At 73.1% G+C, this 17,327-nt stretch carries 16 protein-coding genes; 15 read left to right on the top strand and 1 reads right to left on the bottom strand.

Features of this window, described 5'->3' with window-relative positions; all coding sequences use genetic code 11:
* Positions 1-40 precede the first annotated feature (40 nt).
* Positions 41-655, top strand: coding sequence for a 30S ribosomal protein S4 (gene rpsD / locus J116_RS24115; protein WP_023589640.1), 615 nt, complete (start codon positions 41-43; stop codon positions 653-655).
* A 31-nt stretch (positions 656-686) separates the two neighbouring features.
* On the opposite strand, the gene J116_RS24120 is transcribed toward rpsD, so the two are convergent.
* On the bottom strand, positions 687-2,870 hold the full coding sequence (locus J116_RS24120; protein ID WP_023589641.1) for an ATP-binding protein: 2,184 nt from the start codon (positions 2,868-2,870) through the stop codon (positions 687-689).
* Between the two features lie 170 nt (positions 2,871-3,040).
* Between J116_RS24120 and J116_RS24125 the strand changes: the two genes are divergently transcribed.
* The 14 genes from J116_RS24125 to nusB all read left to right on the top strand — a co-directional run bounded on the left by J116_RS24125 (position 3,041) and on the right by nusB (position 16,954).
* A complete protein-coding gene (locus tag J116_RS24125) occupies positions 3,041-3,481 on the top strand; it encodes a DUF948 domain-containing protein (RefSeq protein WP_023589642.1) in 441 nt (146 codons plus the stop codon).
* Between the two features lie 8 nt (positions 3,482-3,489).
* Complete coding sequence (locus J116_RS24130; RefSeq protein ID WP_023589643.1) at positions 3,490-3,846, top strand: DUF6167 family protein; 357 nt, start codon at positions 3,490-3,492, stop codon at positions 3,844-3,846.
* Entirely contained in the window at positions 3,846-6,515 is a 2,670-nt protein-coding gene (gene alaS, locus J116_RS24135) for an alanine--tRNA ligase (protein WP_023589644.1), read from the top strand. Before J116_RS24130 ends, alaS begins: the two co-directional genes overlap by 1 nt.
* Positions 6,516-6,526: 11 nt before the next feature.
* A complete protein-coding gene (ruvX, locus tag J116_RS24140; protein ID WP_394331495.1) occupies positions 6,527-6,991 on the top strand; it encodes a Holliday junction resolvase RuvX in 465 nt (154 codons plus the stop codon).
* Positions 6,992-7,093: 102 nt separating this feature from the next.
* Positions 7,094-8,980, top strand: coding sequence for an endolytic transglycosylase MltG (gene mltG, locus J116_RS24145; RefSeq protein ID WP_023589646.1), 1,887 nt, complete (start codon positions 7,094-7,096; stop codon positions 8,978-8,980).
* Positions 8,961-9,806: a shikimate dehydrogenase gene (locus J116_RS24150; protein WP_023589647.1), complete on the top strand. Its 846-nt coding sequence runs from the start codon at positions 8,961-8,963 to the stop codon at positions 9,804-9,806. Before mltG ends, J116_RS24150 begins: the two co-directional genes overlap by 20 nt.
* 178 nt (positions 9,807-9,984) lie before the next feature.
* A complete protein-coding gene (aroC, locus tag J116_RS24155) occupies positions 9,985-11,169 on the top strand; it encodes a chorismate synthase (RefSeq protein WP_023589648.1) in 1,185 nt (394 codons plus the stop codon).
* Positions 11,166-11,684 carry a shikimate kinase gene (locus J116_RS24160; RefSeq protein ID WP_023589649.1) on the top strand — a complete coding sequence of 173 codons (519 nt, stop codon included), beginning with the start codon at positions 11,166-11,168 and terminating at the stop codon, positions 11,682-11,684. The genes aroC and J116_RS24160 overlap by 4 nt, the downstream gene beginning before the upstream one ends.
* The gene (gene aroB / locus J116_RS24165; protein WP_023589650.1) at positions 11,681-12,769 is read left to right on the top strand and encodes a 3-dehydroquinate synthase; all 1,089 of its coding nucleotides are present in this window, start codon (positions 11,681-11,683) and stop codon (positions 12,767-12,769) included. The genes J116_RS24160 and aroB overlap by 4 nt, the downstream gene beginning before the upstream one ends.
* A complete protein-coding gene (gene aroQ / locus J116_RS24170; RefSeq protein ID WP_023589651.1) occupies positions 12,766-13,206 on the top strand; it encodes a type II 3-dehydroquinate dehydratase in 441 nt (146 codons plus the stop codon). Before aroB ends, aroQ begins: the two co-directional genes overlap by 4 nt.
* A 126-nt stretch (positions 13,207-13,332) precedes the next feature.
* On the top strand, positions 13,333-14,355 hold the full coding sequence (locus tag J116_RS24175) for an AAA family ATPase (RefSeq protein WP_023589652.1): 1,023 nt from the start codon (positions 13,333-13,335) through the stop codon (positions 14,353-14,355).
* Between the two features lie 371 nt (positions 14,356-14,726).
* A complete protein-coding gene (locus J116_RS24180) occupies positions 14,727-15,899 on the top strand; it encodes an aminopeptidase P family protein (RefSeq protein WP_023589653.1) in 1,173 nt (390 codons plus the stop codon).
* Positions 15,900-15,956: 57 nt separating this feature from the next.
* Positions 15,957-16,523, top strand: a complete 567-nt coding sequence (gene efp / locus J116_RS24185; RefSeq protein ID WP_023589654.1) for an elongation factor P — start codon at positions 15,957-15,959, stop codon at positions 16,521-16,523.
* A 2-nt stretch (positions 16,524-16,525) separates the two neighbouring features.
* Positions 16,526-16,954, top strand: a complete 429-nt coding sequence (gene nusB / locus J116_RS24190) for a transcription antitermination factor NusB (RefSeq protein WP_023589655.1) — start codon at positions 16,526-16,528, stop codon at positions 16,952-16,954.
* Positions 16,955-17,327 lie beyond the last annotated feature (373 nt).

Below are 17,327 nucleotides of genomic sequence, written 5' to 3' on the forward strand. Positions count from 1 at the left end.
AGGTGAGCCTAACCTAACCTATTTCGGAGGTCTGGAGAACGTGCCTAACCAGTCGCGTCCCAAGGTCAAGAAGTCCCGTGCGCTCGGCATCGCCCTGACGCCGAAGGCCGTCAAGTACTTCGAGGCCCGCCCGTACCCCCCGGGTGAGCACGGCCGTGGCCGCAAGCAGAACTCGGACTACAAGGTCCGTCTGCTCGAGAAGCAGCGTCTGCGCGCCCAGTACGACATCAGCGAGCGCCAGATGGCCCGCGCCTACGACCGCGCCAAGAAGGCCGAGGGCAAGACGGGCGAGGCGCTGGTCGTCGAGCTCGAGCGCCGCCTCGACGCCCTGGTCCTGCGTTCGGGCATCGCCCGCACCATCTACCAGGCCCGCCAGATGGTCGTCCACGGCCACATCGAGGTCAACGGCCAGAAGGTGGACAAGCCCTCCTTCCGCGTCCGCCCCGACGACGTCGTGATGGTCCGCGAGCGCTCCCGCTCCAAGACGCTGTTCCAGGTCGCCCGCGAGGGTGGCTTCGCCCCCGAGGGTGAGACCCCGCGCTACCTCCAGGTCAACCTGAAGGCCCTGGCCTTCCGCCTGGACCGCGAGCCGAACCGCAAGGAGATCCCGGTCATCTGCGACGAGCAGCTCGTCGTCGAGTACTACGCCCGCTGACCCGGGCGCGGTACCCACACCACCGCGGTTCTCAGCCCGCCGCCTCCCCAGCCTTCCCGGTGGGGGAGCCGGCGGGCTTCCGCGTGTCCGGGACCGGCGCCGCCCCGTCCCGCGTCCGGTCCGCCGGGGCGTCGGACGCCTCCGGCGCCTCCGACCCGGGCTCCGCGCGACCGGCACGCCCCTCAAGGCCCGCCAGCGCCCGCGCCACCGCCGCGTCCAGCGGCAGTCGGCCGCCCTCCGCCACGTACGCCCCGAACCGCTCCGCGCCCAGCGCCTCGCGAGCCCGCCGCTCGCACAGCGCCCTCGGCGCGCCGAAGTAGGCCGACCCGAACAGCGGCGGCCCCACCGCCTCCCACAGCGCGCCCGCCGCCCCCTGGAGCACCGCCGCCTCCGCCGGGTCGCCCTCGCTCGCCGTCACCAGCGCCAGCAGCTCGATCGCCAGCACAAGGCCCACCAGGTCGTGGAACGCGTGGTTGATCGTCACGCACTCGTCCAGCAGCTCCCGCGCCTCCCCGTGGTCCCCGCGCGTCCACGCCGCGTACGCCAGCACGTACAGCGCGTACGCCCGCGTCCACCGCTCCCCGCGCTCCTCGCACACCTCCCGCGCGTCCTCGCACAGCGCCACCGCCGCCTCCAGGTCCCCCTGGAACACCTTGGTGATCGCCAGTTCCACCTGCGCCATCAGCACCTGGCTGTTCAGCTCGCCCAGCTCCCGGTACGAGCCGAGCGCGCGCCCCAGCAGCTCCTGGGCGCGCGGCATGTCGTCCGACAGCAGCGCCAGGCACCCCAGCCGGTGCGTCGTGTACGCCAGCGCCAGCGCGTTCCCGCCGAGCGTGGCCCGCTCCCCGCACTCGTGCAGCGCCCGCATCGCCGCCGTCGCGTCGCCCTGGAGGATCGCCACGTACGCCAGCACCCACAGCGCCTTCAGCCGCGCCTCCTCGTGGCCCGACGGCAGCGCCAGCGCCCTGTCCAGCCAGTGCCGCCCCTCCGCCAGCCGCCCGCACCCCACCCAGCAGAACCACAGCGTCCCCGCCATGTGCTGCGCCAGGTGCGCCTCGCCCGGCACCTTCAGGCACAGCTCGAGCGCCGCCCGCAGATTCGGCAGCGCGGCGGCCGTGCACTCCGCCACCTCCGCCTGGCGCGAGCTGAACCACTCCAGCTCGCACCAGGTCGCAAGCCCCATGTACCAGTCCCGGTGCCGCCGCCGCACCCGCTCCGCGTCCCCCAGCGCCTCCAGCCACTCCGCGCCGTACGCCGCCACCGTGTCCAGCATCCGGTACCGGGGCCCCGCCCCGTCCGCCTCCCGCAGCACCACCGACTGGGCGATCAGCTCGCCCAGCACGTCCAGCACCCGGTCCGCCGGAAGATCGGGGCCCCCGCACACGTACTCCGCCGCGTCCAGGTCGAACGGCCCCGCGAACACCGACAGCCGCGCCCACAGCAGCCGCTCCCGGGGCGTGCACAGCTCATGGCTCCAGCCGATCGCCGTCCGCAGCGTCTGGTGCCGCGCAGGAGCCCCCCGCATCCCGCCCGTCAGCAGCCGGAACCGGTCGTCCAGCCGGTCCAGCACCTGCTGCACCGTCAGCGCCGGCAGCCGTCCCGCCGCCAGCTCCAGCGCCAGCGGGATCCCGTCCAGCCGCCGGCACAGCTCCCGCACCGGCGCGGCCTCCTCCTCGGCGCGGAAGCCCGGCCACGCCGCCACCGCCCGCTCCGTGAACAGCCGTACGGCGTCCTCGTCCGACATCGGCGGCAGCGGCAGCACCGCCTCGCCGTCCAGACGGAGCGGCCGCCGCCCCGCCGCCAGCACCGTCAGCCCCGGCGCGCCGCACAGCAGCAGCCGCACCAGCTCCGCACACGCGTCCACCAGGTGCTCGAAGCCGTCGATGACCAACAGCAGCCGCCGGTCGGCCAGATGGTCCACCAGCACCTCGCGCGGCGGCCTGCTCGTCTGGTCCGCGAGCCCCAGCGCCTCCACCAGCGCGTGTTCCACCAGATCCGGCTCCCGCAGCCCCGCGAGCTCCGCCAGCCGCACCCCATGGCAGTAGCGTTTCTGCGTCGCGCGCGCCGCCCTCAGCACCAGGCGGGACTTCCCCACCCCTCCCACACCCACGACCGTGACCAGCCGGAACTCCGCCAGCAGCCCGTCGAGTTCCGCACATTCCGCGTCGCGCCCGACGAACCGGTTCAGTTCGGCCGGGAGATTGCTCCGTCGCATGGGACACGGAGCGTACCCATCACGCTGCTCTCCGTACAATCCGGCGGGTCAGCGGCCCCCGCCGCGACGGCTAATCCGGTTCGGGGAGCCACCACGGGCGCGATAGGCTCGGATGACGACTTTCAGGTGCGACACACCAACAGGCTTCGACGAGCAGAGAGCGGTGCGCAGTGACCGGTGGAGAGGTTGCCGGGATTCTGGTGGCCGTCTTCTGGGCGATCCTGGTGTCCTTCCTCGCCGTGGTGCTGGTGAGGCTGGCCCAGACGCTCAGGGCGACCACCCGGCTCGTGGCGGACGTGACCGAGCAGGCGGTGCCCCTGCTGGCCGACGCCTCCGCGACCGTGCGCTCCGCGCAGACCCAGCTCGACCGGGTGGACGCCATCGCCTCGGACGTCCAGGAGGTCACCTCCAACGCGTCCGCGCTCTCCACGACCGTCGCCTCCACCTTCGGCGGCCCCCTCGTCAAGGTCGCGGCATTCGGCTACGGCGTACGCCGGGCCCTCACCCGCGACAAGACCGACCGGCCCGCCGAACGGCAGGGGTCGCGGCGCACCGTCATCGTCGGCCGCACGGTGCCCAGGGCGCGCGGCGGCCGGAACCGGAAAGGCTGACGCGACACATGTTCCGCCGGGCATTCTGGTTCACCGCCGGCGCGGCAGCCGGCGTGTGGGCCACCAACAAGGTCAACCGCAAGCTCAAGCAGCTCACCCCCGAGAGCCTCGCCGCCCAGGCCGCCGACAAGGCCGTCGAGGCGGGCCACCGGCTCAAGGACTTCGCCCTCGACGTCCGCGCGGGAATGCTCCAGCGCGAGGCTGAGCTGGAAGAGGCGCTGGGACTGGACGCACCGGTCGACCCGGCCCTCCCGGGCCCCCGCCGCACGGCGCTCGGACCGGGCGGCCCCGCGGGCGCCCCCGTACACCGCGCCCGCCCGCACCCGTACCCCACCCACCCGTACAACCGGAATGAGGACCACTGATGGAGTCGGCTGAAATCCGCCGCCGCTGGCTGAGCTACTTCGAGGAGCGCGGGCACACCGTCGTGCCTTCGGCGTCGCTCATCGCGGACGACCCGACTCTGCTCCTGGTCAACGCCGGCATGGTCCCGTTCAAGCCGTTCTTCCTCGGCGAGGAGAAGCCGCCCTACACGCGCGCCTCCAGCGTCCAGAAGTGCGTGCGCACGCCCGACATCGAAGAGGTCGGCAAGACCACCCGCCACGGCACGTTCTTCCAGATGTGCGGCAACTTCTCCTTCGGCGACTACTTCAAGGAAGGCGCCATCAAGCTCGCCTGGGAGCTGCTGACCAGCCCGGTCGAGCACGGCGGCTACGGCCTGGAGCCCGAGAAGCTCTGGATCACCGTCTACCAGGACGACGACGAGGCCGAGCAGATCTGGCGCGACGTCGTGGGCGTTCCCGCCGAGCGCATCCAGCGCCTGGGCAAGAAGGACAACTTCTGGTCCATGGGCGTCCCCGGCCCCTGCGGCCCCTGCTCCGAGATCAACTACGACCGCGGCCCCGAGTTCGGCGTCGAGGGCGGCCCGGCCGTCAACGACGAGCGGTACGTGGAGATCTGGAACCTGGTCTTCATGCAGTACGAGCGCGGCGAGGGCACCTCGAAGGAGGACTTCGAGATCCTCGGGGACCTGCCGAGCAAGAACATCGACACGGGCCTCGGTCTGGAGCGCCTGGCGATGATCCTCCAGGGCGTGCAGAACATGTACGAGACCGACACCCTGAAGGTCGTCATCGACAAGGCCACCGAGCTCACCGGTGTCCGCTACGGCCAGGCCCAGGAGAGCGACGTCTCCCTGCGCGTGGTCGCCGACCACATGCGCACCTCCGTCATGCTCATCGGCGACGGCGTCACCCCCGGCAACGAGGGTCGCGGCTACGTCCTGCGCCGCATCATGCGCCGGGCCATCCGCAACATGCGCCTGCTCGGCGCCACCGGCCCGGTCGTCGGCGAGCTGGTGGACACCGTCATCCGCACCATGGGCGAGCAGTACCCGGAGCTGGAGACCGACCGCAAGCGCATCGAGACCGTCGCCCTCGCCGAGGAGGCCGCCTTCCTCAAGACGCTGAAGGCCGGCACCAACATCCTCGACACGGCCGTCACCGAGACCAAGGCCTCCGGCGGCAAGGTCCTCCCCGGCGACAAGGCCTTCCTGCTCCACGACACCTGGGGCTTCCCCATCGACCTCACCCTGGAGATGGCCGCCGAGCAGGGCCTCTCCGTGGACGAGGACGGCTTCCGCCGCCTGATGAAGGAGCAGCGGGAGCGCGCCAAGGCCGACGCCCGCGCCAAGAAGACCGGCCACGCCGACGTCACCGCGTACCGCGAGATCGCCGACACCTCCGGCGCCACCGAGTTCACCGGCTACACCAACACCGAGGGCGAGAGCACCGTCGTCGGCCTCCTCGTCAACGGCGTCCCCTCCCCGGCCGCCTCCGAGGGCGACGAGGTCGAGGTCGTCCTCGACCGCACGCCGTTCTACGCCGAGGGCGGCGGCCAGATCGCCGATACCGGCCGCATCAAGCTGCACAGCGGCGCCGTCATCGAGGTCCGAGACGTGCAGCAGCCGGTGCCCGGCGTGTCCGTGCACAAGGGCTCCGTCCAGGTCGGCGAGGTCACGGTCGGCTCCACCGCCTACGCCGCCATCGACGTCAAGCGCCGCCGCGCCATCGCCCGCGCCCACAGCGCCACCCACCTCACGCACCAGGCGCTGCGCGACGCCCTCGGCCCGACGGCCGCCCAGGCCGGTTCGGAGAACCAGCCCGGCCGCTTCCGCTTCGACTTCGGCTCGCCGTCCGCCGTCCCCGGCACGGTCCTCACCGACGTCGAGCAGAAGATCAACGAGGTGCTGTCCCACGAGCTCGACGTGCACGCCGAGGTCATGCCGATCGACGAGGCCAAGCGCCAGGGCGCCATCGCCGAGTTCGGCGAGAAGTACGGCGAGCGGGTCCGCGTCGTCACGATCGGGGACTTCTCCAAGGAGCTCTGCGGCGGTACGCACGTCCGCAACACGTCCCAGCTGGGCCTGGTGAAGCTGCTCGGCGAGTCGTCCATCGGCTCCGGGGTGCGCCGTATCGAGGCCCTCGTGGGTGTGGACGCGTACAACTTCCTCGCCCGGGAGCACACGGTCGTCGCCCAGCTCCAGGAGCTGGTCAAGGGCCGTCCGGAGGAGCTGCCAGAGAAGATCTCCGGCATGCTCGCCAAGCTGAAGGACGCCGAGAAGGAGATCGAGAGGTTCCGCGCGGAGAAGGTCCTCCAGGCCGCCGCCGGGCTGGTCGAGTCCGCCAAGGACGTCCGCGGCGTCGCCCTGGTCACCGGGCAGGTCCCGGACGGCACGGGCGCCGACGACCTGCGGAAGCTGGTCCTCGACGTGCGCGGCCGCATCCCGGGCGACCGTCCGGCCGTCGTCGCGCTGTTCACCACCGCGGGCGGCCGCCCGCTGACCGTGATCGCCACCAACGAGGCCGCCCGCGAGCGCGGCCTCAAGGCCGGCGAGCTGGTCCGCACGGCCGCCAAGACCCTCGGCGGCGGCGGTGGCGGCAAGCCGGACGTCGCCCAGGGCGGTGGCCAGAACGCGGAGGCCATCGGCGAGGCCATCGCGGCCGTCGAGCGCCTGGTCGCCGAGACCGCCTGATGACCGACGGCATGCGACGCGGACGCCGACTGGCGGTCGACGTCGGGGACGCCCGGATCGGGGTCGCCTCGTGCGACCCCGACGGGGTCCTCGCCACGCCGGTGGAGACCGTGCCGGGACGTGACATCCCGGCCGCCCACCGGCGGCTGAGGCAGCTGGTCGAGGAGTACGAGCCGATCGAGGTCGTCGTCGGGCTGCCCCGCTCCCTCAGCGGGCGGGAGGGCCCGGCCGCCACGAAGGTCCGCACGTTCGCCCAGGAGCTGGCCCGGGGCGTCGCCCCGGTGCCGGTCCGGCTGGTGGACGAGCGGATGACCACCGTCTCCGCCACCCACGGCCTGCGCGCCTCGGGCGTGAAGGCGAAGAAGGGCCGGTCGGTCATCGACCAGGCAGCCGCTGTGATCATCCTTCAGAACGCTCTTGAGTCCGAACGGGTATCGGGTAATCCGCCCGGAGAGGGCGTCGAAGTGGTCATCTGATCGCGATACGGTAACGTTCCGCGCGATGCGGTGGCGTTCGAACAGGCCGCCGTACGACGTAGAGGCGGACGTCCCGGAAGCCTCACGGCTGTTTGGGGATCGATGACTGAGTATGGCCGGAGCCCCGGCTCCCAGCCCTGGCACCCCGAGGACCCCCTGTACGGGGACCAGGGATGGGCAGGCCGGCAGGACACAGGCGCCTACCACCAGCAGCAGCAGCCGCAGTACGGCGGCGGCCACCAGGACCCGTACCAGCAGGGTTACGACGGCCGGCAGTACGACGCGGGCGGCCAGGAGTACGGCGCCGGGGCCCCCGGCCAGGGATACGGGACCGGCGACGCGGGCCACGCGTACGGTGGCGACCCCGGCCAGACGTACGGCGCCGGGGCGCACGGCCAGGAGTACGGCGGCGGCTGGGACACCGGCACCGGCCAGCAGGCCATGCCGTACGGGACGCCGCCGCCCGCCGACCCGTACGGAACCGGCCAGGGCGCCGACCTCTACAGCACCCCCGAGGCGTACCCGCCGCCGCAGCCCCCCGGCCAGCGCCACCCCGACCCGCACGGCCAGTACCAGCAGCAGGACCAGCACCAGGGCCACGGCGGGCAGTGGCAGGCCGAGGCCCCGGGCGACGACCGGCAGTCCCGCGAGGACCACGCCGACGAGCCGCACCACCCCGAGGACCAGGACCGGCACCCCGCCGACGGCCGCGGGCGGGACGACCGCGCCCCGAGCGGCGGCTCCCGACGACGCGGCGGCGACGACGGCCGGGAGGGCCACGACGACGACGCGTACGACGGCCACGACGACACGCACGACGGGCACGACGGCGGGCGTGACGACGACGGCTACGACGACGACCCGGCCGGCTCCCGGCGCGACGGCGGCCGCGGCCGCACCAAGAAACGCAAGAGCCGCAACGGCGTGGCCTGCCTGTTCGTGGCCCTGGTCCTCGCGGGCGGCCTCGGCGGCGTCGGCTACGTCGGCTACCAGTTCTGGCAGGACCGGTTCGGTCCCGCCCCGGACTTCACCGGCTCGGGCACGGGCGAGACCGTCACCATCGAGGTCCCCAAGGACGCGTCCGGCAGCGAGATCGGCAACATCCTCGTCAAGAACGGAGTCGTCAAGAGCGTCGACGCCTTCGTCACCGCGCAGGAGAAGAACCCCAAGGGCCTCTCCATCCAGCCCGGCTTCTACACCCTCCAGAAGGGCATGTCCGCGGCCTCCGCCGTCGAGGCCATGCTCAGCCCGAAGAGCCGCAACGTCCTCATCATCCCCGAGGGCAAGCGCAACGCCTGGGTGTACGAGCAGATCGACAAGCGCCTCGAACTGGCCGCCGGCACCACCGAGAAGGCCGCCCGGGACAACGTCAAGAACCTGGGCCTGCCCGCCTGGGCGACCGGCCACCCCGACGTGAAGGACCCGCTGGAGGGCTTCCTCTTCCCGGCCGACTATCCCGTGGCCAAGGGGAACAAGCCCGAGGACGTCCTGAAGAAGATGGTCGCCCGCGCCAACTCCGAGTACAGCCAGCTCGACCTGGAGACCAAGTCCAAGGCCCTCGGCCTCGAGGGCCCGTGGGAGCTGGTCACCGTCGCGAGCCTCGTCCAGGCGGAGGGCAAGACCGAGGACGACTTCAGGAAGATGAGCGAGGTCGTCTACAACCGGCTCAAGCCCACCAACACGGAGACCAACCAGCTGCTCCAGTTCGACTCGGCCTTCAACTACCTCAAGGGCCAGAGCGAGATCGACATCAGCGAGTCCGAGATCAACAGCAACAAGGACCCGTACAACACGTACACCCGCAAGGGCCTCACCCCCGGCCCGATCGGCAACCCCGGCAAGGAGGCGCTCGCAGCGGCGCTCGCCCCCACGTCGGAGGGATGGATGTACTTCGTGGCGACGGACGGCATGAACAAGACCGAATTCGCCAGGACCCACGACGAGTTCCTCAAGCTGAAGGACAAGTTCAATGACAACCAGGGGGGTTGAGTCCCGCAGGGCGGCGGTCCTGGGATCGCCGATCGCCCACTCGCTCTCCCCGGTCCTGCACCGGGCCGCGTACGTTGAACTCGGCCTGACCGGCTGGACGTACGACCGGTTCGAGGTGGACGAGGCGCGGCTCCCCGGCTTCTTCGGCACGCTCGACGCGTCGTGGGCGGGGCTCTCCCTGACCATGCCGCTCAAGCGCGCCGTGATCCCCCTGCTGGACGAGATCAGCGACACGGCCCGCTCCGTCGAGGCCGTCAACACCGTCGTCCTCACCGACGACGGCCGCCGCGTCGGCGACAACACCGACATCCCCGGCATGATCGCCGCCCTGCGCGAGCGCGGCGTCGAGAAGACGGAGGAGGCCGCCGTCCTCGGGGCCGGTGCCACCGCCTCCTCCGCGCTCGCCGCCCTCGCCCGGATCTGCTCGGGCCCCGTCACCGCGTACGTGCGCAGCGAGGCACGCGCCGCCGAGATGCGCGGCTGGGGCGAGCGCCTCGGCGTCGAGGTGCGCACCGCCGACTGGGCCGGAGCGGCCCGCGCCTTCGACGCGCCCCTGGTGATCGCCACCACCCCGGCCGGCGCCACCGACGAGCTCGCCGCGTCCGTACCGGGGAGCCCCGGCACCCTCTTCGACGTGCTCTACGACCCCTGGCCCACGCCCCTGGCGGCCGCCTGGTCGGGGCGCGGCGGCGCGGTGCTCGGCGGCCTCGACCTGCTCGTCCACCAGGCGGTCCTCCAGGTGGAGCAGATGACCGGCCGCTCCCCGGCGCCCCTCGCCGCGATGCGCGCGGCGGGCGAGGCTGCCCTCCGCTCCACCGGCGCCTGACCCCGACCGGGACTCCGCCGCAGGCGGACGGTGGCCGTCCGCATCCCGGACCGCTGTCCGAGTGCTGGGACGGCGGCCGGACGGGCGCCGCGCCATGGGAGGATCGGGGGAGAGGCCGGTCCGGGCCGCGTACCGGGCCGCGCCGTCCGCAGATCCGGCCCCAGGAGAAGGAGCACCGTTGAGCAGGTTGCGCTGGCTTACGGCGGGGGAGTCCCATGGTCCCGCGCTGGTGGCGACGCTGGAGGGGCTTCCCGCCGGCGTCCCGGTCACCACGGAGATGGTGGCGGACCACCTCGCCCGGCGGCGCCTGGGCTATGGGCGCGGTGCGCGGATGAAGTTCGAGCGGGACGAGGTCACCTTCCTCGGCGGCGTACGGCACGGCCTCACGCTCGGCTCCCCGGTCGCGGTCATGGTGGGCAACACCGAGTGGCCCAAGTGGGAGAAGGTCATGGCGGCCGACCCGGTGGACCCGGCCGAGCTCGCCGAACTGGCCCGCAACGCCCCGCTGACCCGGCCCCGCCCCGGCCACGCCGACCTCGCCGGAATGCAGAAGTACGGCTTCGACGAGGCGCGGCCGATCCTGGAGAGGGCCAGCGCCCGTGAGACCGCCGCCCGCGTCGCGCTGGGCGCCATCGCCCGGTCGTACCTGAAGGAGACCGCGGGCATCGAGATCGTCTCGCACGTCGTGGAGCTGGCCTCCGCGAAGGCGCCGTACGGGGTCCACCCGACGCCCGCCGACGTGGAGCGGCTCGACGCCGACCCGGTGCGCTGCCTGGACGCCGACGCTTCGAAGGCGATGGTCGCGGAGATCGACCAGGCCCACAAGGACGGCGACACGCTCGGCGGCGTGGTCGAGGTCCTGGCGTACGGCGTGCCCGTCGGCCTCGGTTCGCACGTCCACTGGGACCGGCGCCTCGACGCGCGGCTCGCCGCCGCCCTCATGGGCATCCAGGCCATCAAGGGCGTCGAGGTCGGCGACGGCTTCGACCTGGCGCGCGTCCCCGGCTCGCGGGCCCACGACGAGATCGTCACCACCGACGAGGGCATCCGCCGCACCTCCGGCCGCTCCGGCGGTACGGAGGGCGGGCTCACCACCGGCGAGCTGCTGCGCGTACGGGCCGCGATGAAGCCCATCGCGACCGTGCCGCGCGCGCTGCGCACCGTGGACGTGGTGACGGGCGAACCGGCGCAGGCCCACCACCAGCGCTCCGACGTGTGCGCCGTCCCGGCGGCCGGGATCGTCGCCGAGGCGATGGTCGCGCTCGTCCTCGCGGACGCCGTCGCGGAGAAGTTCGGCGGCGACAGCGTCACCGAGACCCGCCGCAACGTCCGGTCCTACCTCGACAACCTGCACATCCGGTGAGCAGCGGACCGCTGATCGTCCTCGTCGGACCGATGGGCTCCGGCAAGTCCACGGTGGGCGCGCTCCTCGCCGAGCGCCTGGGCGCGCCCTACCGGGACACGGACGCCGACATCGTCGCCGCCGAGGGCCGGGAGATCGCCGACATCTTCGTCGAGGACGGCGAGCCGCACTTCCGCGAGCTGGAGCGCGCCGCCGTCCGCGCCGCCCTCGCCGAGCACACCGGCGTCCTCGCCCTCGGCGGCGGCGCCATCCTCGACGAGGGCACGCGCGCGCTGCTCGCCGGGCTGCCCGTCGTCTATCTGTCGATGGACGTCGAGGAGGCCGTGCGCCGCGTCGGCCTCGGCGCGGCCCGGCCGCTGCTGGCCGTCAACCCGCGCCGCCAGTGGCGCGAGCTGATGGAGGCCCGCCGCCATCTGTACACCGAAGTCGCCCGGGTGGTCGTGGCCACGGACGACAAGAGCCCTGACGAGGTCGCGGAAGCGATCCTCGACGCGCTGGAGCTGAAGGACCAATGACCGAAACCACCCGTATCCACGTCGGCGGCAGCCCGGGTTCGGAGCCCTACGACGTGCTCGTCGGCCGACAGCTGCTCGGCGAGCTCGCCGGGCTGATCGGCGACCGGGCCAAGCGCGTCGCCGTCATCCACCCGGAGGCGCTCGCCGAGACCGGTGAGGCGCTCCGGGCGGACCTCGCCGACCAGGGCTTCGAGGCCGTCGCCATCCAGGTGCCGAACGCCGAGGAGGCCAAGACCACCGAGGTGGCCGCGTACTGCTGGAAGGCGCTCGGCCAGACCGGCTTCACCCGTACGGACGTGATCGTCGGTGTGGGCGGCGGCGCCACCACGGACCTCGCCGGGTTCGTCGCGGCGACCTGGCTGCGCGGGGTGCGCTGGATCGCCGTACCGACCACCGTCCTCGCCATGGTGGACGCGGCGGTCGGCGGGAAGACCGGCATCAACACCGCCGAGGGCAAGAACCTCGTCGGCGCCTTCCACCCGCCCGCCGGTGTGCTGTGCGACCTCGCCGCGCTGGACTCGCTGCCCGTCCACGACTACGTCAGCGGCCTCGCCGAGGTCATCAAGGCCGGTTTCATCGCCGACCCGGTGATCCTCGACCTCATCGAGTCCGACCCGGCCGCCGCCCGCACCCCCGCCGGGCCGCACACGGCGGAGCTGATCGTCCGCTCGATCAAGGTCAAGGCGGAGGTCGTCTCCTCCGATCTGAAGGAGTCCGGGCTCCGGGAGATCCTGAACTACGGCCACACCCTGGCCCACGCCATCGAGAAGAACGAGCGGTACAAGTGGCGGCACGGCGCCGCCGTCTCCGTCGGCATGGTGTTCGCCGCAGAGCTGGGGCGGCTCGCCGGGCGCCTGGACGACGCGACCGCCGACCGGCACCGCACGGTCCTGGAGTCGGTCGGGCTGCCGCTGACGTACCGGGGCGACCAGTGGCCGAAGCTGCTGGAGACGATGAAGGTCGACAAGAAGTCCCGCGGCGACCTGCTGCGCTTCATCGTCCTCGACGGCCTGGCCAAGCCCACCGTCCTGGAGGGCCCCGACCCGGCCGTGCTGCTCGCGGCGTACGGGGAGGTCGCGGCGTGACCCGCCGGGTGCTCGTCCTGAACGGCCCCAACCTGGGCCGCCTCGGCTCCCGCGAACCGGACGTGTACGGCTCCACCTCGTACGCGGGCCTGGTGGACGCCTGCCGGACGCTCGGCAAGGAGCTGGGCTTCGACGTCGAGGTGCGCGAGACCAACGACGAGGGCGAGATGATCCGCTGGCTGCACGAGGCGGCCGACGGCGCGATCCCGGTCGTCCTCAACCCCGGCGCGTTCACCCACTACTCGTACGGCATGCGCGACGCGGCCGCCCAGCGGACGGCCCCGCTCATCGAGGTGCACATCTCCAACCCGTACGCCCGCGAGGAGTTCCGGCACACGTCGGTGGTCGCGGCGGTCGGCACGGGGACGGTCGCGGGCTTCGGCATCGGGTCGTACCGGCTCGCGCTGCGCGCTCTCGCCGACGAGTTGACGGACTGACGGCTGTTGACGGAACCCTCCCGGACCGTTCACCGTCTGACGGGCCGGGAGGGTACGGTTCGATAACGGCGCGCCGTCGAACGGCCGCCCGATCAGCGTCAGTCGTACGAGACGGAGTGGCACCGGATGCAGCACGCAGTGGGGGCCCCGCTGCCGCCGCCCCACCAGCCGGGCAGCGCGGCGGCCGGGTGGCCCCAGCAGGCACACCACCCCGGACCGCCCCCACCACCCCCGCACGCCCCGCCTGCCCCGGTGCCTCAGGGCCCGGCACCCCAGGGCCACGCGGCGCAGGGCCCGGGCCACCAGGGGCACGCCCCGCAGGGCCCGCCCCCGCACGCCCCGCGCCCACAGGGCCCCGCCGCGCACGGCCCGGCGCCGCACCAGCGGCCCGTGCCGCAGCCGATGCCGCCGCAGGGCCCGCCGCCGCCCGCGCCGCACACGCCCGGCCGTGCCTGGCAGGCCCCGCACCACGCCCCGGCCCCGCCCGCCGCGCGCGACGCGACGACGGGCCACATCCACCTGCCGCCGGTCGCCCCGGTCACCGCGCCGCCCGCCGCCGAGCCGGGCGCGGGCCCGACCCTCGGCACGGGCACCGCCACGCTCGCCGTCCTCCTGATAGGCCCGGCGGGCGCGGGGAAGACGACGGTCGCCCGGTACTGGGCGCAGCACCGCCGCGTACCCACCGCCCACATCAGCCTGGACGACGTACGGGAATGGGTGTGCGCCGGGTTCGCCGACCCGCAGTCGGGGTGGAACGACCAGTCGGAGGCCCAGTACCGGTTGGCCCGCCGCACCTGCGGTTTCGCCGCGCGGAACTTCCTGGCCAACGGCATCTCCTGCATCCTGGACGACGCCGTCTTCCCGGACCGCCCGGTCGTGGGCCTCGGCGGCTGGAAGCGCCATGTCGGCCCCGGCCTCCTGCCGGTGGTCCTGCTGCCGGGCCTGGAGATCGTCCTGGAGCGCAACGCCGAGCGCAGCGGCAACCGGCGCCTGTCGGACGAGGAGGTCGCGGGCATCCACGGCCGCATGGCCGGCTGGCACGCCTCGGGCCTGCCGATCATCGACAACTCCAACTACGACGTCGAGACCACCGCCCGAGCCCTCGACGAAGTCCTGGCCCGAGCCCTCACCAGCCCCCCGAGCTGGTAACCCGGCACGCCCCCGGCGCCGGTCGGTGACCGCCGGTTCGGGCCAGGCACGTGTCCCCGCGAGCACGGGCGTCGCGGGGCCGGTCCGCGCGCTGCCTGGTGGCGGGCACGCACGTGGCACAACCAGTCGTGGTCGTTCCGCAGGCGATGGGGGTCTTCCCTGGTCGAGCGAAGCCGAGACCTCGGGGGAGGGCGGGCACAACGGGCGACCCGCCCAGAAGGATGCCCACCTGGACGCAGGCGAGGCGCTGCGGGGCAACGACTCCCGTGCGCCCCGCCCCGGCAGGGGCCACCCACCGCGGGGTCCAGGGGCGAGCCCCGGTCGGACGCCCACGACCTGCCAGGTCGAGCGACGACTCGTACGCTCAGGACATGTCCCAGGTGTACGCGGACCGCCGAGCCCGCCTCCGCGCCCGCTGTGCGGCATCCGGCCCCGCGGCGGCACTGGTCTCCCGCCCCGCCAACGTCCGTTACCTCACGGGCGCCTGCCCCCCGGGCGCCGTACTCCTCCTGGGCGCGGGCGCAGGCACAGGCACGGCCACCGGAACAGCCACCGGCTCCGGCACGACCAGCGGCACAGACGCCGAGACAGACGTCCTCCTCTGCCCCCGCACCCCCACTGGCGACCCGGTGGAAGGCCGCGCCGACGAGGCCCTGCGCCTCACCGTCCTGCCGCCCTCCGCCGCCGACCCCGCCGTCACCGCCGCCGAGCTCGCCCGCAAGGCCGGCGCCGACACCCTCGCGGTCGAGGAACGGCACCTGAGCGTCACCCGGTACCGGGCCATCGGCGCCGCCGCCCCGCAGCTGCGCCTCGCCGACCTCGGCACGGCCGTCGAGCAGGAGCGCATCGTCAAGGACGAGGAGGAGATCACCTGCCTGCGGATCGCCGCGGAGATCACCGACCAGGCCCTCGGCGAGCTCCTGGAGTCGATCCTCGTCGGCCGCACCGAGCGCCACCTCGCCCTGGAACTGGAGCGGCGCCTCGTGGACCACGGCGCCGACGGCCCCGCCTTCCCCACCTCCGTCGCCACCGGCCCCCACTCCGGGCGCGGCCGCCACCGCCCGTCCGACCGCCGAGTGGAGGAGGGCGACTTCCTCTCCGTATGCCTCGGCGCCAACTACCGCGGCTACCGCTGTGAGATCGGCCGTACGTTCGTCATCGGCACCACCCCCGCCGACTGGCAGATCGAGCTGTACGACCTGGTCTTCGCCGCGCAACGGGCCGCCCGCGAGGCGCTCACCCCCGGCGCCGCGTACAGCGACGTGGACCGGGCCGCCCGGCAGATCCTCGACGCGGCGGGGTACGGCGACGGCCTCGCCCCGTCCCTCGGGCACGGAGTCGGCCTGGAAATCCAGGAGGACCCGCAGCTCTCCCCGTCGGCCATGGGTAAACTGGACGCTTGCGTGCCGGTCACCGTCGAACCAGGGGTTCACCTCCCGGGACGGGGCGGAGTCCGGATCGATGACACGCTCGTCGTACGCCAGGAGGCGGACGGCGGACCCGAGCTACTCACCATCACGACCAAGGAGCTGCTCGCGCTCTAGCGCGTACCGTGCCTTCCTCGGTCGTCCACCAGCGTCAGTCCAGGAGATTCCGCAACCGTGGCCACCACGAACGACCTCAAGAACGGCATGGTGCTCAAGCTCGACAACGACCAGCTCTGGTCCGTCGTCGAGTTCCAGCACGTCAAGCCCGGCAAGGGCCCGGCCTTCGTGCGCACCAAGCTCAAGAACGTGCTCTCCGGGAAGATCGTCGACAAGACCTTCAACGCCGGTGTCAAGGTCGAGACGGCCACCGTCGACCGCCGTGACATGCAGTTCTCGTACATGGACGGCGAATACTTCGTCTTCATGGACATGCAGACGTACGACCAGCTCCACGTCGCCCGCGCCGCCGTCGGCGACGCCGCGAACTTCCTGATCGAGGGCTTCACCGCCACCGTCGCCACGCACGAGGGCGAGGTGCTCTACGTCGAGCTGCCCGCCGCCGTCGAGCTGACCGTCGCCGAGACCGAGCCGGGCGTCCAGGGCGACCGCTCCACCGGTGGCACCAAGCCCGCGACGCTGGAGACCGGCCACCAGATCCAGGTCCCGCTCTTCATCACCACCGGTGAGAAGATCAAGGTCGACACCCGTACGAGCGACTACCTCGGCCGGGTGAACAGCTAACCGTGGCTGCCCGCAACAAGGCCCGCAAGCGCGCCTTCCAGATCCTCTTCGAGGCCGACCAGCGCGGGGTTTCCGTGCAGGAGGTCCTTGCGGACTGGATCCGGCACGCCCGGTCCGACGACCGGCAGCCGCCGGTCAACGAGTACACGATGGAGCTCGTGGAGGGGTACGCCGAGTACGCCCGCCGCATCGACGAGCTCATCGCCACCTACGCGGTGGGCTGGACACTCGACCGGATGCCGGTCGTGGACCGGAACATCCTGCGCCTCGGGGCGTACGAGCTCGTCTGGGTCGACGCGACGCCGGACGCGGTGGTCATCGACGAGGCGGTCCAGCTCGCCAAGGAGTTCTCCACGGACGAATCGCCGTCGTTTGTCAACGGCCTGCTGGCCCGCTTCAAGGACCTGAAGCCGGGCCTCCGCCGGGACTGACACGGAGAAGGGCCCGCAGCTCCGCGCTGCGGGCCCTTCCGCATCCCCGCACGCCCCTTGCCGAGCGGATCAGCAGAGCGGAGATGTGCGCCCTGCGCCTCCGGCCCCGGCGACGGCCCCCGCCACGACCGCCTCGGAGCCCCGCGCCCCGCGCCCCCCGTCGGGCGCCCGGCCCCGCACCAGCCTGTGCCTCCGCGCACGGGCAACACCCGCACCCAGCGCCCCATACCCCCCCTCATGCGGCCCGCACCCCGCGCGCCGCGCGTACTTCGGATCCCCGCGCGCACCCCGCGCGCACCCCGCGCGCACCTCGGATCGCCTCGCGCCCCCGGTGTACCCCGTACCCGGCCCGCGCCCCCGCGCCTCCCGCACC

The organism is Streptomyces thermolilacinus SPC6 (genome assembly GCF_000478605.2).
Classification (GTDB): Bacteria; Actinomycetota; Actinomycetes; order Streptomycetales; family Streptomycetaceae; genus Streptomyces; species Streptomyces thermolilacinus.